Origin of the sequence: Geodermatophilus africanus, assembly GCF_900107105.1 — a bacterium.
Lineage (GTDB): Bacteria > Actinomycetota > Actinomycetes > Mycobacteriales > Geodermatophilaceae > Geodermatophilus > Geodermatophilus africanus.
In genome coordinates this window covers 382,433-404,068 of sequence record NZ_FNOT01000002.1, presented here as the reverse complement: position 1 = coordinate 404,068, position 21,636 = coordinate 382,433, and the positions used below count along the sequence as shown (strand labels likewise).

General features: G+C 73.0%; 20 protein-coding genes and 3 pseudogenes. 12 read left to right on the top strand and 11 right to left on the bottom strand.

Features of this window, described 5'->3' with window-relative positions:
- Positions 1 to 40 precede the first annotated feature (40 nt).
- From ppgK to BLW63_RS04590, 3 genes are all read left to right on the top strand, one after another.
- Entirely contained in the window at positions 41 to 784 is a 744-nt protein-coding gene (gene ppgK / locus BLW63_RS04600; protein WP_091151922.1) for a polyphosphate--glucose phosphotransferase, read from the top strand.
- 303 nt (positions 785 to 1,087) lie between these two features.
- Positions 1,088 to 2,362, top strand: a complete 1,275-nt coding sequence (locus BLW63_RS04595; protein ID WP_091151919.1) for an RNA polymerase sigma factor — start codon at positions 1,088 to 1,090, stop codon at positions 2,360 to 2,362.
- A gap of 117 nt (positions 2,363 to 2,479) precedes the next feature.
- A complete protein-coding gene (locus BLW63_RS04590; protein WP_211516993.1) occupies positions 2,480 to 3,370 on the top strand; it encodes a tyrosine-type recombinase/integrase in 891 nt (296 codons plus the stop codon).
- A gap of 512 nt (positions 3,371 to 3,882) precedes the next feature.
- Here BLW63_RS04590 and BLW63_RS27270 read toward each other — a convergent pair.
- On the bottom strand, positions 3,883 to 4,704 hold the full coding sequence (locus tag BLW63_RS27270; RefSeq protein WP_211516992.1) for an ATP-binding protein: 822 nt from the start codon (positions 4,702 to 4,704) through the stop codon (positions 3,883 to 3,885).
- Between the two features lie 27 nt (positions 4,705 to 4,731).
- On the opposite strand from BLW63_RS27270, the gene BLW63_RS04575 reads away from it, so the two are divergent.
- The gene (locus BLW63_RS04575) at positions 4,732 to 5,187 is read left to right on the top strand and encodes a hypothetical protein (RefSeq protein ID WP_091151916.1); all 456 of its coding nucleotides are present in this window, start codon (positions 4,732 to 4,734) and stop codon (positions 5,185 to 5,187) included.
- A 180-nt stretch (positions 5,188 to 5,367) separates the two neighbouring features.
- On the opposite strand, the gene BLW63_RS26020 is transcribed toward BLW63_RS04575, so the two are convergent.
- The gene (locus tag BLW63_RS26020) at positions 5,368 to 5,562 is read right to left on the bottom strand and encodes a hypothetical protein (RefSeq protein WP_139263472.1); all 195 of its coding nucleotides are present in this window, start codon (positions 5,560 to 5,562) and stop codon (positions 5,368 to 5,370) included.
- A gap of 289 nt (positions 5,563 to 5,851) precedes the next feature.
- On the opposite strand from BLW63_RS26020, the gene BLW63_RS04570 reads away from it, so the two are divergent.
- The 4 genes from BLW63_RS04570 to BLW63_RS04555 all read left to right on the top strand — a co-directional run bounded on the left by BLW63_RS04570 (position 5,852) and on the right by BLW63_RS04555 (position 9,246).
- Positions 5,852 to 6,130, top strand: a complete 279-nt coding sequence (locus BLW63_RS04570) for a hypothetical protein (RefSeq protein ID WP_091151914.1) — start codon at positions 5,852 to 5,854, stop codon at positions 6,128 to 6,130.
- A 215-nt stretch (positions 6,131 to 6,345) separates the two neighbouring features.
- Positions 6,346 to 6,990, top strand: coding sequence for a hypothetical protein (locus BLW63_RS04565; protein ID WP_139263471.1), 645 nt, complete (start codon positions 6,346 to 6,348; stop codon positions 6,988 to 6,990).
- Positions 6,987 to 7,421: a hypothetical protein gene (locus BLW63_RS04560; RefSeq protein WP_091151909.1), complete on the top strand. Its 435-nt coding sequence runs from the start codon at positions 6,987 to 6,989 to the stop codon at positions 7,419 to 7,421. Before BLW63_RS04565 ends, BLW63_RS04560 begins: the two co-directional genes overlap by 4 nt.
- A 223-nt stretch (positions 7,422 to 7,644) precedes the next feature.
- Positions 7,645 to 9,246, top strand: coding sequence for a CYTH and CHAD domain-containing protein (locus BLW63_RS04555; RefSeq protein ID WP_091151907.1), 1,602 nt, complete (start codon positions 7,645 to 7,647; stop codon positions 9,244 to 9,246).
- Between the two features lie 168 nt (positions 9,247 to 9,414).
- Here BLW63_RS04555 and BLW63_RS04550 read toward each other — a convergent pair whose 3' ends face one another.
- The 5 genes and pseudogenes from BLW63_RS04550 to BLW63_RS04530 all read right to left on the bottom strand — a co-directional run bounded on the left by BLW63_RS04550 (position 9,415) and on the right by BLW63_RS04530 (position 13,132).
- Positions 9,415 to 10,302, bottom strand: a complete 888-nt coding sequence (locus tag BLW63_RS04550) for a collagen-like protein (RefSeq protein WP_244522354.1) — start codon at positions 10,300 to 10,302, stop codon at positions 9,415 to 9,417.
- Positions 10,303 to 10,588: 286 nt separating this feature from the next.
- Positions 10,589 to 10,690, bottom strand: a pseudogene (locus tag BLW63_RS26015) (IS5/IS1182 family transposase); the annotation flags it as partial.
- A 318-nt stretch (positions 10,691 to 11,008) separates the two neighbouring features.
- Positions 11,009 to 11,320: pseudogene (locus BLW63_RS04540) on the bottom strand (integrase core domain-containing protein); the annotation flags it as partial.
- A gap of 57 nt (positions 11,321 to 11,377) precedes the next feature.
- Positions 11,378 to 12,490, bottom strand: a pseudogene (locus BLW63_RS04535) (IS630 family transposase).
- 54 nt (positions 12,491 to 12,544) lie between these two features.
- Positions 12,545 to 13,132 carry a hypothetical protein gene (locus BLW63_RS04530; protein ID WP_091151901.1) on the bottom strand — a complete coding sequence of 196 codons (588 nt, stop codon included), beginning with the start codon at positions 13,130 to 13,132 and terminating at the stop codon, positions 12,545 to 12,547.
- A 359-nt stretch (positions 13,133 to 13,491) separates the two neighbouring features.
- Here BLW63_RS04530 and BLW63_RS04525 point away from each other — a divergent pair, with 359 nt between their 5' ends.
- Positions 13,492 to 13,860 (top strand): transposase, encoded by a 369-nt coding sequence (locus tag BLW63_RS04525; RefSeq protein WP_091151899.1) that lies wholly within the window; start codon positions 13,492 to 13,494, stop codon positions 13,858 to 13,860.
- 172 nt (positions 13,861 to 14,032) lie between these two features.
- Here the strand turns inward: BLW63_RS04525 and BLW63_RS04520 are convergent, their stop codons facing one another.
- Both BLW63_RS04520 and BLW63_RS04515 read right to left on the bottom strand, forming a co-directional pair.
- Complete coding sequence (locus BLW63_RS04520) at positions 14,033 to 14,467, bottom strand: hypothetical protein (RefSeq protein ID WP_091151897.1); 435 nt, start codon at positions 14,465 to 14,467, stop codon at positions 14,033 to 14,035.
- Positions 14,464 to 14,988 carry a hypothetical protein gene (locus tag BLW63_RS04515; protein WP_139263470.1) on the bottom strand — a complete coding sequence of 175 codons (525 nt, stop codon included), beginning with the start codon at positions 14,986 to 14,988 and terminating at the stop codon, positions 14,464 to 14,466. Before BLW63_RS04515 ends, BLW63_RS04520 begins: the two co-directional genes overlap by 4 nt.
- Before the next feature lie 678 nt (positions 14,989 to 15,666).
- Here BLW63_RS04515 and BLW63_RS04510 point away from each other — a divergent pair.
- Positions 15,667 to 16,266: an HD domain-containing protein gene (locus tag BLW63_RS04510; RefSeq protein WP_211516991.1), complete on the top strand. Its 600-nt coding sequence runs from the start codon at positions 15,667 to 15,669 to the stop codon at positions 16,264 to 16,266.
- Between the two features lie 21 nt (positions 16,267 to 16,287).
- The gene (locus tag BLW63_RS04505; RefSeq protein WP_091151894.1) at positions 16,288 to 17,232 is read left to right on the top strand and encodes an endonuclease/exonuclease/phosphatase family protein; all 945 of its coding nucleotides are present in this window, start codon (positions 16,288 to 16,290) and stop codon (positions 17,230 to 17,232) included.
- A 405-nt stretch (positions 17,233 to 17,637) separates the two neighbouring features.
- On the opposite strand, the gene BLW63_RS04500 is transcribed toward BLW63_RS04505, so the two are convergent.
- Together BLW63_RS04500 and BLW63_RS04495 are read right to left on the bottom strand one after the other, a co-directional pair.
- A complete protein-coding gene (locus BLW63_RS04500) occupies positions 17,638 to 19,056 on the bottom strand; it encodes an FAD-binding oxidoreductase (protein ID WP_091151892.1) in 1,419 nt (472 codons plus the stop codon).
- A gap of 16 nt (positions 19,057 to 19,072) precedes the next feature.
- The gene (locus BLW63_RS04495) at positions 19,073 to 19,792 is read right to left on the bottom strand and encodes a Crp/Fnr family transcriptional regulator (RefSeq protein WP_091151889.1); all 720 of its coding nucleotides are present in this window, start codon (positions 19,790 to 19,792) and stop codon (positions 19,073 to 19,075) included.
- Positions 19,793 to 20,157: 365 nt separating this feature from the next.
- Between BLW63_RS04495 and BLW63_RS04490 the strand changes: the two genes are divergently transcribed.
- Positions 20,158 to 21,606 (top strand): pyridoxal phosphate-dependent decarboxylase family protein, encoded by a 1,449-nt coding sequence (locus tag BLW63_RS04490; RefSeq protein ID WP_091151887.1) that lies wholly within the window; start codon positions 20,158 to 20,160, stop codon positions 21,604 to 21,606.
- Positions 21,607 to 21,636: the final 30 nt, after the last annotated feature.

The following is a 21,636-nucleotide window of genomic DNA, read 5'->3' as shown; positions in this document are numbered from 1 at the left end:
CTGCTCTGGCGCCCGCCGCGACGATCACTACCCTGACCGCGTGCTCGGGTTCGGCGTGGACATCGGTGGCAGCGGCATCAAGGGGTGCCCGGTCGACCTCGACAAGGGCGAGCTCGCGGGCGAGCGCCTGCGCATCGAGACCCCGAAGCCCTCGCTGCCCGACCCCGTGTACGACGTCGTGGGCCGGATCGTCGACTCCTTCGGCTGGGATGGGCGCATCGGCGTCACCTTCCCCGGGGTGCTCAAGAGCGGGGTGGTGCACACCGCGGCCAACGTCGACAAGAGCTGGCTGGGCACGCACCTGGCCGAGGGCCTGGCCTCCCGGATCCCGGGCACCGTGCAGACGCTCAACGACGCCGACGCCGCCGGGTTCGCCGAGATGCGCTACGGCGCCGGCCGGGACAAGCGGGGCGTCGTCCTCATGCTCACCTTCGGCACCGGCATCGGCAGCGCGCTGTTCACCGACGGCGTCCTGGTGCCCAACACCGAGTTCGGGCACATCCAGGTCGACGGCGAGGACGGGGAGAAGCGCGCCTCGGCGTCGGCCCGGGAGCGCGAGGACCTCGGCTACCCGCACTGGGCCAAGCGGGTGGACCGCTACCTCGACGTCCTCGAGGCCGCCGTGTGGCCGGACCTCATCATCGTGGGCGGCGGGGTGAGCAAGAAGGCGCACAAGTGGGTGCCGCTGCTGTCGACCCGCACGCCCGTCGTCCCCGCGCAGCTGCTCAACGACGCCGGCATCGTCGGCGCGGCCCTGGCCGCCGAGGAGCGCATCGGACAGTGACGACCGCGGGGCACCGCCGCCCGCCGCCGGGCCACCACGGAGGGTGAGAACGCCCCTGGACCTGGGGTCCTCCCCCCAGGTCGGGGGGCACCGGCCTTGCGAAACGGTGGACCACCCGAAACGCGTCGTTACAATGGAGGAGCCCCGCCCCCGTCGCTCCCAGCCGAGAGGCATCCCCCGCCTGCGCACCGGTCAAACCCGGTCGCCCGTCGGGCCCCTCCCCGCTCCGGACGCCGGCCGAGGCCGCTGCCCGGGGACCAGACGGCCCCCCGGGGAACGCACCCAGCACGGGAAGGAACCTGAGTGCCCGCCGACCAGCCAGCACCGGCCAAGGCCCCCGCTCGCAAGCGGACGGCCAAGAGCGCGGCGAAGCCCACCGCCGCCACGGGCGCCCGCAAGCCCAGCATCGCGCCGTCGCCGGGTGGCGGTGAGGGTGCCGTCCTCACCGCCGTGGCCACCGACGGCGCCACGGTCGCCGTGGTCGACGCCGGCGGGGAGGGCCTGAAGATCGACGAGACCGTCGTCGCCACGCCCGACGGCGTCGCCGAGACCGAGCCGACCCCCGAGGAGGCCACCGCCGAGGGCGGCGACTTCGAGTGGGACGACGAGGAGGAGTCCGAGGCCCTCCGCCAGGCCCGCAAGGACGCCGAGCTCACCGCCTCGGCCGACTCGGTCCGCGCCTACCTCAAGCAGATCGGCAAGGTCGCGCTGCTCAACGCCGAGGAGGAGGTCGACCTCGCCAAGCGCATCGAGGCCGGCCTCTACGGCGCCGAGCGGCTGCGCCAGGCCGAGGAGGAGGGCCAGAAGCTCTCCCCGCAGATGCGCCGCGACCTCAACTGGATCGTCCGCGACGGCGAGCGCGCCAAGAACCACCTGCTGGAGGCCAACCTCCGCCTCGTGGTCTCCCTCGCCAAGCGCTACACCGGCCGCGGCATGGCGTTCCTGGACCTCATCCAGGAGGGCAACCTCGGCCTGATCCGCGCGGTCGAGAAGTTCGACTACACCAAGGGCTACAAGTTCTCGACCTACGCGACGTGGTGGATCCGCCAGGCCATCACCCGCGCCATGGCCGACCAGGCCCGGACCATCCGCATCCCGGTGCACATGGTCGAGGTCATCAACAAGCTCGGCCGCATCCAGCGCGAGCTGCTCCAGGACCTGGGCCGCGAGCCCACCCCGGAGGAGCTGGCCAAGGAGATGGACATCACCCCGGACAAGGTGCTGGAGATCCAGCAGTACGCCCGGGAGCCCATCAGCCTCGACCAGACCATCGGTGACGAGGGAGACAGCCAGCTCGGCGACTTCATCGAGGACTCCGAGGCGGTCGTCGCCGTCGACGCGGTCAGCTTCACGCTGATGCAGGACCAGCTGACCAGCGTGCTGCAGACGCTGTCCGAGCGTGAGGCCGGCGTCGTCCGGCTGCGGTTCGGCCTCACCGACGGCCAGCCGCGCACGCTCGACGAGATCGGCCAGGTCTACGGGGTCACCCGCGAGCGGATCCGGCAGATCGAGTCGAAGACCATGTCGAAGCTGCGCCATCCCAGCCGCTCCCAGGTGCTGCGCGACTACCTGGACTGAGCCCTGGCTGCCCCCTGACCTGTTTCTGCAGCTCAGGGGGCGGTTTCTCGGTCGGTTCGCGACCGGGGAGACCATGCACACCGCTCCCAGTCCAGATTTTGGCCTAGGGCGCGCGGCATGGCCGTCGACCTCGCCGCCCTGCTGCCGTCCTGGGAGCTGCACCTGCGCGCCGAGCGCAGGAGCCCCGAGACGGTGAAGTCCTACGGCGACGGGGTGCTCCGATTCCTCACCTGGGCCGACGGCGCCGGCCGCCCGGCGGTGCTCGACCGGGCCAGCGTCAACGCCTTGACCGCCGACCTGCTCGAGGCCGGCGCCGAGCCCGCCACCGCCCGCGCTCGGCAGCTCGCCCTCCGGCGCTTCTCGGCCTGGCTGCGCGAGGAGGGCGAGAGCGACGCCGACTCCCTGCTCGGCCTCAAGGCGCCCAGGCTGGACGCGAAGGTCGTCGAGCCGCTGGCCATCGAGCAGATCAAGGCGCTGGTCGCCGCCTGCGCGGGCCGCGAGCTGCGCGACCGCCGGGACGAGGCGCTCGTGCGGCTGATGGTCGAGACCGGTGCCCGGGCCGGCGAGGTCGTCGCGCTCGGCACCGAGGACGTCGACCTGTCCACCGGCACGGCCACCGTGCGCCGGGGCAAGGGTGGTAGGGGCCGGGTGGCCCCTTCGGCCCGCAGACCTCCCGGGCGCTGGACCGCTACCTCCGGGCCCGTCGCAGCCACCGACTGGTCGACACCCCGGCGCTGTGGCTCGGCGACCGCGGCAAGGCGTTCTCCTACGACGCGCTGCACAAGACGCTGGGCGAGCGGGCCCGCGCGGCCGGGATCGAGGGGTTCCGGCCGCACCGGCTGCGGCACACCGCAGTACACCGCTGGCTCGCCGCCGGCGGCAGCGAGGGTGGACTCATGGCGGTGGCCGGCTGGACGCGGCCGGACATGCTACTGCGCTACACGCGCGCGCAGGCGTCGGCCCCGTGCCGCCGCGGAGGCTCGCGCCCTGGGGCTCGGCGACTTCTGACGGCAGCAGGCGGCGGTCATCCGCTGAGGACCCGACCATCTGCTCGGCGCCGGCCGTATCACGGGACCGCGGCAGAACTCGGTCACCTCAAGGTCATCGCGGCCCAGGCGGACCCACGCGGCCCCGCGGTGCAAGCAGCCGCCCGCCGAGCCCAGGTAGCCGCCGGCACGGTCCTGCCCGAGCCGGCCGGCTCGCTCACCAGCCTCACCGAGACGCGCTCGACGGCCCGGGACAGCGCGGTCTGCAGGCGCTGCCGGGGCAGCGGCCGGCCGGCGAAACGGAATCGGGGCGCCGTCCGCGCTGCGGCCCAGCTGGTCGCCGCACCGCTGGCGGACCCTGTCCCGGTGCCCGGTCGGGCATGGTGGCCCTCTTCCGTCGGTTGGGGCCTGCGTGTCTGCAGCCGCCCGCCGCGCCGAGCCTGCGCCCGGCCGGACCGCGGCGCACCGGAGCTCTGCGTTGCCGCACCTGCGGCGCCCGACGAGAGCGGGCAAGCCCTCCTCGGTGCGTCCCGCTCACACCCGAGTACGTGGAGAAGCGGGAACCGCCCGGTACGGCGACCGGCGCGCCGAGGAGCCGGCGTCGATCCGGGCCCAGATGTGCTTGCGGTCCCCGTCCACCGTCCAGCCGTGCGCGGCGGACAGGGCGGCCACCAGGCACAGGCCCAGGCCACCGGTGGCCGGATCACGGTCGGGGGCGGGTACCGGCGGGGTGTCGGCGGCGGCGTCAGAGACATCGAGCAGCCAGCCGGCGGGGATCGACGCGACCACCACGCGCACCGGCGGCCGACCATGCCGCAGCCCGTTGGACGCCAGTTCCTCGAAGACCAGCAGCAAGTCCTCCAGATCGGCGTCGTCACCGGCCGGTCCGGATCGGTGCCCCACCAGGGCGGGCAGGGTGTGGCGCAGTTGGATCAGGTCGGCGACCGTGCCGGGAGTTGCCAACCATCCCGCGGTGAGATCGACGGCCGGTTCCGGCGGCCGCTGCAACCAGTCCGTCACGCTCATCTGCGTCCTCAGGGTCACGTCATGACCGACATGCGAATGAGCGGCATTCCCGGGATCGCCGGTGAACCTCAGCCGAATCCGGTCGACACCGTCTGCTGCAGCTCTGCGCACCTGCAGCTTCCCCCGCACGGTCAACACAAGCCTCGGATGGGCGCGGGACAGACGGATGTTCCCGACCCGGATACGCACGGTTCGCGCCGATTTCATTGTCCGGTCGCCTGCCATGTGGCGAACGGGGGGCCGGATGGACGTCCCGTGGATCTTGTCCTCGGCGGCGTGGTGGAGGATGTGGACCCGGATGGCGTCCCGCTCCCACACTGAGGCGTTCATGGGGCTCGACCGAACGGAGCACAGGCCATGCGCCGCTGCTTGATCGTCGCGAACCAGACCCTGACGACCGACACGCTCACCCGCGCAGTCGAGGAGCGGATCGCCGCCGAGCCGCACCACTTCTTCCTCGTCGCGCCGGCTACCCCGGCGCCGGACGAGGTCGACGGACCCGCCGCGTATGCGGCCCTGGGGCCGTCTGCGACCGACCGTGCCTACGCCCTGGCCCAGCAGCGCCTCGACCGCGCACTGGAGCACCTGCGGGGCCTAGGGGCCGCGGTCGACGGCGAGGTCGGCGACCCCGACCCGCTGCAGGCGGTCCTCCTTACCCTCGGCCGCTTCCGCGCCGACGAGATCGTCATCTCCACCCTGCCCCGCGGGCTGTCGCAGTGGATCCGCCGGGACCTGCCGACGCGGCTGCGCAAGGGCTGCGACGTCCCAGTCACCCACCTCGTCGCAGACGCCGGCGCCGGCGCCAACGCCTGATCACGCCCGGGCCGCCGACCGCAGCCCCCCACTCCCCTGGCGGTCAGCGCCCTCCCCGCCCGACGGGCCGACTACTGACGGAACACCCGACCCCGGGGACACCACCCCAACAGCTGCCGGCGACCGGCCGACGGCGCCAGCGCGGCGGCGACCCTGAGGAGGGCGCGAGGACTGCACCACTCACAGGTCGAGCTCGAAGTCGTCGAGCAGACGGCACAGTGACCGTTGCTGTTCTCGAGCCAGGCCATCGGGCCGCCGGTGAACGCTGGGTCGGTTACTCCGCTCCCGACCAGCGCTGACCACGAGGCCGGCGCGATGGCCTGCCCGCTTGCCGCGGACGCGCGAGACCAGCATGGCGGCCGCGTAGTCGACCATCGCCTTCCGAGCCGATGACCGCAGTGGGCCGCGGCGCTGCGTGGGTCCAGCCCCGTGATGAACCCCGGCGCCGGATGAGACGTGGTGAGGACGAGAGGGGATGCGCGCAAGTCGGACGGCCGGCCCCGGGGGACCAGGGACGGACGTTCGTCCACCCGCTGGTCGACCGCCGTGCCGTGGCCGTTCACCGAGGCCCGGTAGACCGTCGTCGGTGGCCGAGGCGACGATCCGCACGCCCTGGGCGCCTTCTGCGCCCCGGGGGCTCCTCGTGCCGCGGAGAGAGGTCGAGATGGCGACAACCGCACCGCGAACCACCGACCCCGACCTGACACCTTCCACGTCGGCCGGCTCCGGCGCGGTGCACGGCGTGGCCGGCCCCGCGGTCGGTGAGCGGATCCGTGTCGTCGACGAGGACTCCGCCGCTCCTGAGGCGGACGTGCTCGCGGCCCACCCCGACGGCTCCGCCGAGCTGCGGGTGCACCGGAACCGGGGGACGCAGCCCGCGCAGCCGCCCATTCCGGTACCCGACCGGTCGAGCGTGCCGCCACTCGGCGACCGAAACACCTGAGGCAGACCGCGATGATCATCGACGCCGAGCTCGGTCCGCTCGAGCGCCAGCTGCGCGTGGTCGACGACAACAGCGCGCAGATCGCCGACGCCGGCGTGATCCTTGCGGTCGGGCGACCAGCTGCAGTTGCGCGATGTCGACGGCCGGCTGCTGGACGGCTTCGTGGAGGCCGTCGAGCCAGCCTGGTGCGGGCCGAGCTACCGGGTGCGACGTCGATGACCCGCTCAGCCGGACCCACGGACGCGCCGGAGATCCGTCCCGGCCACACCCACGTCGGCCGTGCCCGCCGCTGCCCCACCCGCGTGGAGGCCGCGGGTCGCCGGCGGTCGCACGTCGGCGACACCGTCGTCGTTCTCGGCGACGACGTCCCGCCATTCCACGCCCGAGTGCCGTCGGTCGTGGACGACGACCCCGAGGTCGGAGCCGAGGCGCTCGACGACGCGGCGAGTCGGTCCGGCCCCGGCCCGGTGCTGCGGAGGCAGCGGCGCCCGAACGGGCAGGCGAAGGTCGCGCTCGCCCCGGAGGTCGGTCCGCTCACGGCGGGCGAGATCGCGGCCCACGCCGACGGCGACGAGCAGGTCGACCGCTGGCTCGCCGGACGGCGCGTCACCGTGCCCGGCGCCGACGGGTCGCCGCGGTTCCCCAGCCACCAGCTCGACGAGGCCGGGCAGCCCCGCCCCGTCATCGCCGACGTCCAGCACGCCTTGGGCGGCGAGCTCTCCCCCTGGGAGTTCGAGCTCCGGTCCCTCGGGAACGACGGCTGGCTCAGGACCAAGCGCCCCGCCGATGAGCTCGGCGGCCCGGACGAGCCGCCGGTCATCCAGGCTGCAGCCGGGCCGGCCGACGAGGGGCTCGCATGACCGACCCCGTCGAGGTGATGCAGGCCCGCGCCGAGCAGGCGATGAGGCTGGCCGCGCACCGCACCGCGCTGCTGCACACGGGTGCCTTCACGGTCGCTGAGCTCGCCGCGATGCGCGGCCAGGACGAGGCCTGCACCCGCATGTGGCTCGCCCGCCAGATCGGCGACCGGGCGCTCATCACCGTCACGCACGACGGGGAACGGCTGGTGCCGGCGTTCCAGCTGACCGCCGCGGGCGACCCACGGCCGGAGCTGCAGCCCCTGCTCGAGGTCCTCGTCGGCGCCGACCTCGGCGACTGGGCGACCTGGACCTGGTTGACCACGCCCTCCGCGTTCCTCTCCGGCGAGCGGCCGGTCGACGTCGCGGTGAGCAACCCGCCCCGTGCACGGCGCTCCGCCGAGCGGTTCGCTTGGGCTCCCTCCGGCGCCTGACACGCGTCGGCTGCGGACCGTCGCAAGGACGAGCTGCGAGCACGGCGGTGGTCGCTGCGGCGACGTGGGCGACGGACAGGCCAGGGGTCATCCGCCCACCGCGACACGGACTACCGCTGCCCCGCGAGCTCGACGGCGGAGTCGGGCCGGGGACTGGTCGGCGCCTCAGTTTCAGACGGACACCAGGGGGCTACCGTTCATCCACACGGGGTACACCTGTGAGATGCCCGCTGTTCACCGAGAAGTCGAGTTGAAGTACGCCGCCGACGACGACCTCGAGCTGCCGTCGCTGGTCGAGCTCGTGGCCGACGCCGCCGGGGCGTCCTCGCCGGGTGGCGTACCGCTGGCGGACGGGGTGGCGGCCGAGCACCGGCTGGAGGCGGTCTACTTCGACACCGCCGATCTCCGCCTCGCCGCAGCCGGGCTGACGCTGCGCCGGCGCAGCGGCGGCGAGGACGCAGGCTGGCACCTGAAGCTCCCGGCGGGCACCGCGACCCGGACGGAGATCCGGCTGCCGCCGGGACGGGTGCCGCCCGGACGCACCCCGCGCGCCGTTCCCGACCAGCTGCAGTCGATGGTGTGGGCGCGGACCCTCGGGCGCCCGCTGCAGCCGGTCGCGCGCATCACGACCGAACGGACCCTGCGACGGCTGAGCGACCCCACCGGTCAGGTGCTCGTCGAGGTGGCCGACGACCGGGTCACCGCTCAGCGGCTGACCTCCCACGACGGCACCGGCGATGTGGTCAGCGCGCCGATCCGCTGGCGGGAGATCGAGGTCGAGCTCGGCGACGGCGCCGGCGACCTCGTCGAGGCGCTGGATGCCCGGCTGCGGCACCGCGGCCTCCGCACCGCGGCGGGGTCGAAGCTCGCCCACGTCCTGGACGACGCCCGGCCCGGGCCACGCACCGGTGGCAAGGCCGACACCCGGCGACGGTGGACCGCGAAGTCCGGCGCCGGCGAGGTGGTGCTGGCGCACATCCGTGAGCAGGTCGCGCAGGTGCAGGCTCAGGACCTGCCCGTGCGGCTCGACGCACCCGACGCCGTGCACAAGATGCGCGTGGCCACGCGTCGCCTGCGCAGCGCCCTGAGCACCTTCACGCCGCTGTTCGACCCCGACGTCGTCCGGCCGCTGCGCACGGAGCTGAAGTGGCTGGCCGGTGAACTCGGCGCCGCCCGGGACGCCGAAGTGATGCGCGACCGCGTGCGCACCGCCGTCGACGCCCAGTCCGCCGCACTGCCCACGCGCGCCGGCGCCGACGCCGCCCAGGGGGAGCTCGACACCGCCTACCGCACCGCCCACGACCGAGTGCTGACCGAGCTGGACGGCGACCGCTACCACCAGGTCCTCACCGCCCTGCAGCAGCTGGTCGAGCAGCCGCCGCTGCGCAAGCCGGCGAAGGCACCAGCCGGCCGGGCGCTCCCGCCGCTGGTCGAGCGCAGCTACGACCGGGTCCGCCGCATCGTCGACCAGGCCCGGGCGCTGCCCGCCGGTGCCGAGCGGGACGAGCTGCTGCACGACGCCCGCAAGGCGGCCAAGCAGGCCCGCTACGCCGGGGAGTCGGTCGCCATCGTCTTCGGCAAGGACGCCGCCACCTTCGCCGCCGCCATGGAGGCCGTCCAGGAAGCCCTCGGCGAACACCAGGACTCCGCGCTCACCCGCGAGCGCCTGCACGCCCTCGCCCTGCACTCCCCCTCCACCGAGGTCGCCTTCCTCTACGGCCGGCTGCACGCCCAGGAGGAGGCCCGCGCGCAGCACACGCAGCAGCGGTTCGACGCCGCGTGGAAGGCCGCCGGGCGCAAGTCCGTCCGTCGCTGGCTGCGCTAGCCGGCGGGCCGTGGCCCACCCGGGTCCCCCCAGAGGCCGTGCTTGAAACCTGGTCGCGTGGGCGCCCTGTTCATGGCTGCCGCGTCGGGGCGAGCGCAGCGGGGACGGCGAAGGGCGCCCCGGTCGGCCGTGGCGGTCCGGGGCGCCCTTCGGGTCTGGCTGCGGGGGTCAGGCGATGGAGCGCACGTTGGATCGATCGGTGCCGGTCGGGCTGTTCGCCGCGGCGTCGGTGTCGACGATGGCGCGTAGCAACAGCCCGCCCTGCAGCTTGATCAGCCGGGAGGTCAGCGTCGCCAGGTACTGAACACCCACCCGCGGATCGAGCACGGTGCGCGGCGAGACGTCCAACGCCGCCTGCCTGACCTTGGCCGCCAGCTCGGCGGGGCTGGGCTGATGGAGCCAGGCCGGACCCGAGGGGCCCTGCGGCCCCTGCACCCCGGGCAGCCCGACCGGCCCGGCCGGCCCGGCCGGGCCTTGTACGCCCTGCGGACCCTGCAGGCCGCGAACACCAGGAGCACCCGTCTCACCGCGTTCGCCCCGCTCGCCCTGAGCCCCGGGCAGGCCCTTCTGGCCCTGCTCACCGGTCTCACCGATCACGCCGCGCGGCCCCTGGGCGCCGCGCAGGCCCTGCTCACCGCGGGGCCCCTGCTCACCCCGTTCACCGGGCACCCCGCGCGGTCCGGTCTCACCGCGCGGCCCGGGCAGGCCGGCCGGGCCCTGCTCACCCTGCTCGCCGGGGCGACCGGTGGAGCCGGGCAGACCCTGCTCACCCTGCGGACCGGTCTCCCCCTCGGGGCCCTGCTCGCCCCGCGGGCCGATCTCACCCTGGGGGCCACGCTCGCCCCGCGGACCGACCGGGCCCTTCTCGCCGCGCTCACCGACCGGACCGATCGGGCCGATCGGGCCCTTTTCACCCTTGTCACCGGGCTCTCCAACGGGGCCGACCGGGCCCTTGTCGCCCTTCTCGCCCCGCTCGCCGACAGGGCCGACCGGGCCCTTGGGGCCCTTGTCGCCGGGTTCGCCGGCGGGGCCGACCGGGCCGGTCGGGCCCTTCACGCCGCGATCACCCTCCTCGACGGGGACTGCGGCGGGTACTGCGACGGTTTCACTGCGCGTGGTGGTCTTCGACTCGGCCATGACTGGGGACTGCCTCTCGTCTGTGGCAGGTGGTGTCGCTGGATCAGCCACCCGCGGTCGGTGTGTGGCATCCCGCGCCCTTGCGGGATCAGGCCGACGCCGGCGCGGCCGGCATCAGCTGTGGTCCGGCCCAAAGGCCACCCTCACCATGCCCCGCGCCATCGGCAGCAAGCGCTCCCCACCGTGAACCCGCAGTGAACATGGCCATCCAGTGGTGCCGGCCCAGCCGGGCACTGGGGTCGCGGCCGATCCGGGCGATGCGCGCGGTGATCCCGCGGCGGCGCAGATGGCGGCACACCCGCGGGTGTCATAGCCCAAGGCATGCGTGCAGCACAACCGCTACTCAGGACGACTGTCAGGTCTACTGGAGAAGCACTGTAGGAATATCCGGAGGGCAATCGCGCCGACCTACCCATGTGGTCACGCCCAGAGTGGCGGTAGCGAGATTCAGAGATCTGCCACCCATGTCTCGCGGGGGCGGGTGGCATGGCAGCGTCGCGCCCCAAGCCTGCATCCAGAACCTGTGAGTTGGGTCCAGCGACTTGTTCGCTCACGCACCTACTGCGGAGGAAGAACTAGTAATCGGGCGATTTGATCTCTGAACCGCCCCGGCGAGTCCGGAGACTCAGGGTGTTGAGACCTCGGCCCGTTCTTGGGCCGGGTGGTGACCGTAGAACACCTGCTCGTACTCGACCGGGGTCAGGTCATAGCACGCGGTGTGCAGTCGACGGTTGTTGTGCCAGTCGACCCACTCGAGGGTGGCCAGTTCGACGTCGTCGAGGCCGCGCCAGGGTCCCTGGCGTCGGATCAGCTCGGTCTTGAACAGCCCGATGTGGGTCTCGGCCAGCGCGTTGTCCAGGGCATCGCCGACGCTGCCGACGCTGGGTGCGGCGCCGGCAGCGGCCAGGCGCTCGGTGAAGGCAATGGCGAGGTACTGCCTGGGCTCAACCGGTCGTTGCAACACCTGCTTGGTGGAGCAACCGTAGTTGCTCGTCTAGTGCTCCGTATCGGTCGCGGTTGATGTCTTGTGGTGTCGCGGGTCGGTGGCCTTGGCGATGACGGTGTCGGGGTCCTTGGTCCAGGTGAACGGCCGGCAGCGGTCGTTCCAGGCGGCGATGAAGCGCTCGATCGCGGCGATGAGGTCGGCGACGGTCGGGAAGTTGCCCCGGCGCAGCGCCTGGCGGGTGATGATCGAGAAGAACGCCTCCACCAGGTTCAGCCACGAGCCCGAGGTCGGGGTGAAGTGCAGCTGGATTAGGGGATGGCGCTCGAGCCAGGCGCGCACCGCCGGGTGCTTGTGCGTGGCCAGGTTGTCGACCACCACGTGCAGCTCACGGCGGGGGTAGGCGGCCGCGACCTGCTTGAGGAAGGCCAGGAACTCCTGGTGCCGGTGTCGCTCGGTGCAGGCCTCGGTCACCTCGCCGGTGGCCACCTCCAGCGCCGCGAACAGGGTGGTGGTGCCGTGCCGGACCTAGTCGAAGCTGGCCGCTCCGGGCTGTTCGGGCCGCACCGGCAGGGTCGCAGCGGTCCGCTCCAGGGCCTGGATCTGCGGCTTCTCATCGACACACAGCACCACCGCCTGCTCCGGCGGATGCAGGTACAGGCCGACGACGTCGCGGATCTTGCCCTCCAGGGCCGGGTCGGTGGAGAACTTGAAGGTCTCCGCCCGCCAGGGCTGAATGCCGAAGCGGTGCCAGATCCGGGCGATGGTGGCGTGCGAGATGGGCGTTCCCTCCCCGGCCAGCGCGGTGGCCAGCAGCCGGGAGGACCAGTGCGTCGCGCCGAACTGCACCGGCGGTTCGGTCAGGGTCAGCTCCAGCACCCGATCCCGCAGCGCCTCGGGCAGCTGGGTCGGCTTGCCCGGCCGCGGCAGATCCTCCAGGCCGGCCAGGCCGTGCTCGGCGTAGCGGCCGCGCCAGGTGACCACCGTGCCCTCGGCGCAGCCGACCAGCGTGGCGATCTGCTTGCCCGGCACCTCATCCGCGGCCAGCAGCACGATCCGGGCCCGCTCGACCACCCGTGCCGGTGCGCCCTTGTCCCGAGCACGTCGCTGCAGCTCCCGCCGATCGGCGTCGGGAACCTGCACCACCCGCACGTGCGCGGCCATGAGAAATGGTCACCCTGGCCGTGAGATCACATCAAGAAGCACCGCGACGGAGCACTAGCAGTGACCTCGGCCGTCTGCCGGGCCGTCCGCGGCGAACGCGCCGGGGGCTGACGCTGGTCCAGCGGGTGCATCCGTCGGCACCGCGTCCAGCACGACGGTCCCCTCGTACGTGACCTCGACGTCGCCGTCCACCGGGACCGCGTGCATCGTGACGATCCCCCGGGCGCCGTGGAAGCCGTCAGTCCCGCCCGTGATCGGGTGCGTGCACCTGCTCTCGATCAACGCTCCCGTGGACGGGTCGAACGTCACCCACTCGACGAAGTCAAGCCACAACTCCCCGGACGGCTCACTCTCGCCACAGGCTCCGTCGAGGTCCTCGTCCACGCAGCCCACGAACCGCTCGGTGCCGGTTCCGACCACGAGGGAGTCGGACTCGTACAGCGGGTCGAACGTGAGGATCCAGAGGTCCCCCAGCAGGCCGCCGTAGCTCTGGTAGTGGTCCGCGCTGACCTGGGTCTGCGTACCTTCGACGTGCAGCGTCGTCGGCTCGTCGGTCGCGGCAGTGGCGGCAGTTGCCGTCGCCCCTGTTGTGCCGGCGACGACAAGCAGGATCAGTGCGGTTCTCCGCGCAGTGGCGGTCATGCGATCGACCCCCTGTGACCGGACGCAGTCTGCGCTGCGCCACGTGGCGTACCTGGGTCAGCGGCGCGGCCCCCCTCCGTCGCGAGCTCCTCTCGCGCTCGCGCCGCGATCGACTCCTCTGGAGTCGTCCCCATGGGAGCGCGGCCGGTCACCGGACACCAGAGCCGAACGAACCGAGGCTCCACGCGCTCGTCCAGGCGGCTGGTCGCCGGCTCGCCCCTCCCGGGCCTCGCGCAGGGCTCGGCGCAGACCGCGGCGCCCGGGACTGCCCCCGGTTCAGTTGACTCTGTGGTCAGCCCCTTGTTTCGTGGAGTCCGATTGTTGGAGGTTCGTGCCACCTGACCCCTTGAGGAGGGGCTGTGGGACGACGTGGGTACCCGCCCGAGGTCCGGCGCAAGGTGCTGCATCTGGTGGCTTCGGGACGCAAGGTGTCCGAGGTGGCCTTCGACCTGGAGATCAGCGAGCAAACGATCTATTCCTGGCTGCGGCAGGACCGGATCGACCGGGGCCTCGAGCCGGGGCTGACGACGTCCGAGCAGGCGGAGCTTCATGCCGCGAAACGCAGGATCGTCGACCTTGAGGCCGAGCTGGCCATCCACCGGCGGGCCAGTGGGCTGCTGGGCAAGGTGGTGCCCCCAAAGGCGGTTCGAGGCCATCGCGGTGATGGCCGGCGAGGGGCCTACCCGTGGAGGCAGCGGGCAGCGCCGCGGTCCCGATCACCCCCTTGACGCGATTCAGCGCCCACTCCCCTGTCCACCCGGCAGTGCCGGCCACGCTGCTGACCTCGCGGGTTCAGCCGGCAGCCGGTCGTACGACTGACAGCCGGCGGGCGACCCTACTGGGGGCTGCTTCGGCCGGCCGGTGCTGTGGACAGGCCCGGTTGCCGACCCGGCTGCGTGGTCACCGCGCCGGTGCTGACTCGTCCCCGCCGGGCGTGGCCCACCCGAGCACGGTCAGGGCGAAGTCGAACAACAAGGCGGGGTCCTCCGACTGGGCGGTGGCCGGAAGGGCGCCGCAGTCGTAGCAGTCCTCGTTCGCGCGGGGGATGCTGCAGCAGCCGGTCGGCGGGGTGCCGGCGACGGTGCGCAGCGCCCGGGTCAGGGCCTCCGCATCGCGGGCGTGGAGCTGGTGGCGGAAACAGTTCGGGCCGTGCTCGCGCAGCGTCCAGCCGATGGCCCGGGGTAGCAGGTCCTCGGGGGTGCAGACGGTGCGGGCACCCTCGGAGTCGGGACTGTGCTCGGTGCGCAGCTGGGCGTCGAGCGCTGCGAGATGGAGGATTCCTGCGACGAAGTCGGCCCGGCAGGCGGTCAGGCTGGGGCCGGCGGGCGCGGTCATGGTCGCCATCCCCCGTACGGGCCGGGGGCGTTGGAGAGGGGGCGGCTCGGCGAATCCGCGCCTTGGGTGATGGCGCGGTACGAGCCGGGGCCGGCGAGCGGCTGCGCCCGGGCGCTCTCGGGCGAGGTGACCGGATCGCCGGGCCGGTCGAGGACGACGGCCTGGCCGCTGGGCCGGGGGTCGGTCCTGGTGGTGCCGTCGGCGTTCGGGGCGCGGCGAGCCGCGGTAGTCGCGCCGGGTGTGGGAGCGTGCAGCCAGGAGCCGAGCGTGCGCATGACCGCCGGTTCGACGATCCAAACCGTCAGGGTCGTCGAGCTGATCGCGATCGCTACGGCGCTGAGCAGGATCGGCGGGTGGACGAGAACGACGAGCGTGTGCAACGCCAGCTCCAAGGGCAGCGCCGCCGCGAACTTGACCGACGTCAGCCGCGTTCTGCGCGGTCGCGGCGGTGGGCCACAGGAGTCGCATTCGGCATTTCCGCCGATCGAGCCGGGAAGGGAGGGTGTCACGTTTCCTGCCATTTCTGCGAGCGGCCGTGAGGCGTGACCAGGTTCGACTCCCCGTCGGCCAGGTGACCGGCATCGAACCCGTCTACTGTGGTCAGGCTCTCAATAGGGCGAATCCGCGGCGCGGTCGTGCGCCGCTTCGGGGCGTGACACCACACTCGCCCCAGGATATTGCTTGCATGTTGCTCGGCCTCTAAACGGCGATGAACTTCGGCTGGGTGACCGTTCGCACATCTCACCGACCAATGCGGAGAATGTGCGCTGCTTCACGAATGGCTGTCGGCGGTAGCCTGCGTCTCGCGTCCGTTCCCGCCGGGAATCACGACCCCGGCCTGCTGTGTGGAGCCTGGCCGTCGACGTCTTGCCGGACACCTGACGGGAGTCGCCTCGACTCCTCCTTGCCGCCGAGGCCGTGTGTACCGCCACGACCGGCGGACGGTGCGGACCCGGCACATGTGTCGGGGTCGGTCGGCGAGCCCCGTGCGGGCCGGATAGGGCGCGGCACGTCGGGTCGCGCCCGCGGTTTCCGACACGGGACGCGCTGACCGGGCCGGGGCACCCGCCGACGACGGTGGCGGAGTCCTCACTGCTCGCTGACAGCCCGCGCTCGCGGGGCAACCGAATGTCGGTGTGTCGGCCCACGGACCGGGGAGCGCGACGCGCAGTCAGCGAGGTGCGGCATAGCGTCGCCTGGTGCCCGACCTTCAGCAACGGGAGCTGCGCGACGCGGTCACCGGTCATCCGCTCGTCGAGGCCGCCTTCGGCCTCGCCCATGACCTGCTCGGCGGTCTGAGCAGCCGGTGGCGGCACACCCGCGGCGTCGCCCACCGGGCCGCCACCGCGGCAGCCGCGGTACCGCAGACCGACCGGCCGGTGCTGGTGGCGGCGGCCTGGCTCCACGACATCGGCTACGCGCAGCCGCTGCGGCGCTCGGGCTTCCATCCCCTCGACGGCGCATGGCACCTGCAGGAGCACTCTTGGCCCGAGCCGCTGGCCGGGCTGGTGGCCCATCACTCGGCCGCTCGGTTCGTCGCCGCGGTTCGCGGGCTGGCCGGCCCGCTGCGCGCCTTCTCGGCCCCCCGCTTTGCCCGCGGCCCGCTGGCCGATGCGCTGACCTACGCCGACCAGACCACCGGCCCCGACGGGCAGGTCATGGCCGTGGAGGACCGGCTGGCGGAGATGCTGCGCCGGCACGGCCCGGACAGCCCCAACGCCCGCGTGCACCCACAGCGCGCACCGGCCATCCGGGCCGCGGTGCTCCGCATTGAGCAGCGCCTGCGCGCCCGGCGCTGACAGCAGCGAACGAGGACCCCGGTGTTCACGGTCATGACCTGGAACGTGGAGAACCTCTTCACGCCCAAGCCCGCCGACCGCGCGGCCTTCGACGCCAAGCTCGACGCGCTCGCCGCCGTCGTCACCGCCGAGCAGCCCGACCTGGTCGGCGTGCAGGGGATCGGCGACGAGGACGCCTTCGAGCAGCTGCGCGGCCGACTGGGACCGGCCTGGACCGGGGTGCTCTCCACCCACTTCGAGTCCCCGCACACCCATCCGCGTGGGCTGGCTGTCCCCCGCCCGCTGACCGACGTGGAGCAGGTCGTCGACCTGCCCGCGGCGCTGGCGCCGGTGAAGGTCGACGACGACGGCACGACGATCACCCGGGCCGGCCACGGCGCGCTGGCGGTCACCGCCACCACGGGCGACAGCAGCGAGGTGCGGGCGATCACCGCGCACCTGAAGAGCAAGCTGCTGTCCTTCCCCGGCGGCCGGTTCGACACCACCGACGAGGGCGAGCGGGTCCGCTGCGGCGTGTACGCACTCAACCGGCGCGCGGCCGAGGCCGCCGCCCTTCGCGAGTGGGCCACCGCGGCGCTCGCCGGCGCCTGGGCCGGCCGCCCCGTTGTGGTGTGCGGCGACCTCAACGACACCCTCGACGCGGCCACTACCCAGCTGCTGTACCGGCCGCCCGGCTCCCAGTACGGCCCCGGCGGCTACAACAGGCCGGACCGCGGCGACGCGCAGCGACTGTGGGCCATCGGCTACCGGATGGACCCGCCGGACGACTGGTCGCGGATCAACCAGGGGCGGCGCGAGCTCATCGACCACATCCTCATCTCCCACGCACTGACCGAGCACCTGACCGAGGCCCGCACCGTGCCGCTCGAGGTGCCCAGCGTCGGCGTACAGCCCCAGACCCCGGCGCGTGCCGCGGGGGAACCGCCGTCGGATCACCGTCCCGTGCTCGCCCGCTTCGACCTGTAGCCACGATCCGCAGCCGCAGGTCGCGCTGTGCGCTCACCGGGGACGCGAACCACTCGCTACCCGCTATGTGCGCTCTGCAGGCGGTCGGGACATGCCACGGGAAGCTCAGGCACCTGCAGCGACGCCTCTTCCTGCTCCACCCCACCGGACTCGGCCTCTGGTGTGGCTGCTCCGGCCGGCGAACCCTCCTGTTGGGAGGGTTCACTCGCGCAGTCTGGCTCAGGTGCCCGCCGTAGTGGCGCCCGCGGCCATGGACCCTTCGCCTCCTGGTGCGCGTTACGCACATCAAGACCATCAGGGTCCCGGCATGGGCGGCGGACCTGGCAACAGCCTTGCCGGTGAGGTCAGCGTCGACGTGAGGCCAGGCGCGGTAGGAGCATGCCTGACTTGGCCGACCGGCCTGGTTCAGTCCGGCCGGATGTTCTCGTTGAGACGGAACACGTTTCCGGGGTCGTACCGCCGCTTCAGCGCGCGGAGTCGTTCGTACTTCGCCTCGCCGTACGCCTGCCTGACACGGGCATCCCCCTCCTCCATGAGGAAGTTGACGTAGACGCTCGTGTGGAAGGGCGCCAGGGCCGACCAGTAGTCACGCGCCCACTGCCGCTGCGCGTCGAACCCGTCCGCCGTGGCGGTGTTGCCGTTGATGTTGAAGGTGAAACCAGCGCCGCGGCCGTTGAAGGCCGTCTCGCCGTCGCCGACCCGGGCGACCGCCCCGCCCATCTGCCACAGCGCGACGCTGCTCAGCGGCGAGCTGATCCGAGGACCGTGCTCGGTCATGACGTCGATCACGTCGTCGTCGAGTTCCGCGACGTCGCAGGAGCGGACGTAGTACCAGCAGCCGTGCCGGAACGACGGGTCGAAGAACCGCTGGTGGGCCACGAACGGCTTGGGCCCGAACACGTCCAGGACCGGTGAGCCGACCTCCCGCATGGGCCGCAGCACCCGCTCGCCGTCATCGACGTCACCCGCGTAGCAGGCGACCACCGCGATCACCGGACGGCCGACCAGCTCGGCCGGGACGACGGGCAGCGGCGGGGCCAGCCGCTGCACGACGATGGTCATGAGCTCGTCCGGGCAGTCCGCGAGCCAGTCCCGATAGGCGTACAGCACCCGCTGCGCCTGATCCATCGGCCAGAAGGTCGCGCCCGCCATCACCTGCCGGCCGAGGGGGTGGAGACGGAACCGGAAATCCGTGACGACGCCGAAGTTGCCGCCCCCACCGCGCAACCCCCAGAACAGCTCGGGGTTCTCGTCCTCGCTGGCCCGCACGAATTCGCCCTCAGCAGTCACCACGTCAACCGACGACAGCGAATCCACGGTCAGCCCGTACCAGCGCTGGAGCCAGCCGGTGCCACCACCGAGGGTCAACCCGGCCAGACCGGTGTGCGACACGATGCCGGCCGGCACCGCCAGCCCGTGTTCCTGGGTCGCCGCGTCGAGCTCGCCGAGCAGCACCCCGGCCTGGACGCCGGCCTCCCGCGCGTCCGGGTCGACGCGGATGCTGCTCATCGGGCGCAGGTCGATCAACAGGCCGTCGTCGCAGGTCGACAACCCCGGGAAGCTGTGCCCACCGCTGCGGACCGCGATCGGCAGCTGGTGCTCCTGAGCGAAGCGGAGCGCGGTGCGGACGTCGTCCACGCCGGCGCACCGGGCGATGAGCGCGGGACGCCGGTCGATCGAGCCGTTCCAGACCCGGCGGTGCTTCTCATACCCGTTGTCCCCGGGGGCGACGACCTCGCCGAGCAGGGCGGTGCGGAGGTCCGCGACCGCCGTCGCGTCGAACGGGTGCGAGGGGACCGTGTCGGAACTCGTCGGACTGGCCATGCGCGGCAGTGTCGTGTCATGGCGAGGCGCCGGCAGCGACCGAGGTTCCACCCTGCACCTGACTGAGGCGAATCGGATCGAGGATGTCGATGTGGTCCGGGTGGGTGCGGAGCACTCCGGCGTCCCGGAGGTCGCGGAGCACTCGCACGACCACCTCCCACACCGTGCCGGCGGACTCGGCCAGCTGCCGCTGACTGACCCGGACCTGCACCACCGGCTGCGCTCCTCGCGTGGCCCTCGACTCCTGGGCCGCCAGGTCCAGCAGGTGGCGCGCGACGCGCTGGCGCACGCTGGTGAACGCGCTGCCGGTGATCTCGTGGATGAAGCTGAGCACCCGATCGGCCAGCTCGTGCAGCAGTGCGTCGGCCACGCGGGGGTCCTCGGCAGCGGCTCGACGTACGACGTCCGGGCACAGGTACAGCAGCCGCGCGTCGACGACCGCCTGGATGCCCGCGGGCATCCGGAACCCGGTGGCATACAGCGACACGGCGCCGATCAGCGCGCCCCGTCGGCAGTACCGCACGGTCAGGGTCCGACCGTCCGGCGCGGTCACGAAGACCCGGACCAGACCGTCGATGACCAGTTCCAGGTGCTCGGCCGCCTCGCCCTCCCGGTGCGTCACCGAACCGGCCGCTGTCCGGACCACGCGGGCCCGGGTCAGCAGGCGCTGGATGGCCGGGGCGGGGAGCCGAGCGAAGCTGGATGCGGCCAGCGCGGCTCGGACGCCGTCGTCCATCCGGCCACCCTAGGACGATCCGGCGACGCCCTGGCCCCTCGTGCACCCTCGGTCCCGCGATGAGCAGCCACGCGACTGCGCCCACAGCATGTACTGATCGGCCGCGGTTGCCCTGCGGGCGCGACATCAACGCCTGACTCGGCAGCCGGCGCCCCCGGCGACGCTCACAGGGCCCGACCGCCTACTCGTATGACGGCTTCTCAGCGGACCGATGTGGCTCACCACGAAGGATGCCGGCATGCCGTCGGGCGCCGCAGCCGGGGCCGACCGATCGCCGAGCGTCGAGCGCCCTCTCCCTGGTGCCCAGCCTGGCGGCGGACCACGCTTGGCCGACGGCCGCGTGTCCACGAACGAGGAGGACCGCCATGGAGCGCGACGAGGCTTCCACCTTCGCTGGCCGATCGCTTCAGGTCGAGAATGCCCGAGCGCCGGATCGGCGCTACGACTGTCTCGACGACGCCGCCCGCCTGGCCCGCCGGTATCTCGACGGGCTGCGGGACCGACCGGTGCACGCGAAGACGGGACTCGATGAGCTGCGCGCCGTGCTCGCACACCCGCTCACCGACGAGGGCGAGGATCCCTCGGTGATCGTCGAGAGCCTGGCGTGCGACGTCGACCCCGGGCTCGTCGCGTCGGGTGGACCGCGGTACTTCGGGTTCGTCATCGGCGGCGCGGTGCCGGCCGCGGTGGCGGCCGACTGGCTGGTGTCGGCGTGGGACCAGAACGGCGGGGGCTTCGTCGCCTCACCGGCCCTGTCGGTGGTCGAGGAGGTCGCCGCCACCTGGATCCGCGAGCTCCTCGGTGTGCCGGCGTCCAGCGGGGTCGGGTTCGTCACCGGCGGCCAGATGGCCAACTTCACCTGCCTGGCCGCCGCGCGGCATGCGGTCCTGCGCGACGCCGGCTGGGACGTCGAGGCGCACGGGCTGCACGGCGCGCCCCGGGTCCGCGTCCTGGCCGGCGAGTACGCGCACGTCACGATCGGGGTCGCCTGCCGGCTGCTCGGGCTGGGCCAGCTCGTCGACGTGGTGCCGGCCGACGACCAGGGCCGCATGCGGGCCGACGCGCTGCGCGACGCCCTCGCCGGCGGTACGGGCGACCCGACGATCGTCTGCGCGCAGGCAGGGGAGATCAACACCGGGGCGTTCGACCCGTTCGTCGACATCGCCCGAATCTGTCGCGAGCACCGGGCGTGGCTGCACGTCGACGGCGCGTTCGGTTTGTGGGCCGCCGCCAGCCCGCGGCGGCGCACCCTGCTGGCCGGCGCGGAGCAGGCGCACTCGTGGGCGACCGACGGCCACAAGTGGCTCAACGTCCCCTACGACTGCGGAATCGCCGTCGTCGCCGACCCGCGCGCTCACCGCGCGGCCATGACCTCGACCCAGGCCTACGTCCCGGCGCACGCCGACGACGTGCCCTACGGCTTCGACTGGACGCCGGAGTTCTCCCGACGGGCCCGGGGCGTCACGGTGTACGCGGCGCTGCGCCAGCTGGGCCGCCAGGGCCTAACCGACCTCGTCGACCGGTGCTGCGACCACGCCCGGCTGATCGCTCGACGCCTCGCCGCCGAGCCCGGCATCGACATCCTCAACGACGTCGTGCTCAACCAGGTCCTCGTACGCTTCGGCGACGACGACGCCCTCACCGACACGGTGATCGAGCAGGTCCAACGCGACGGCGTCTGCTGGCTGGCCGGCAGCACCTTCCGCGGACGCCGGGTCATGCGGATCTCGGTCGTCGGGTGGCAGACGACCCCGGCCGACGCCCACCGCAGCGCCGAGGCCATCCTCACCGCCGCGCGCGCAGCTGGTGGATGACGTCATGCCAAGCTGGTCAAAAGCCTCGCC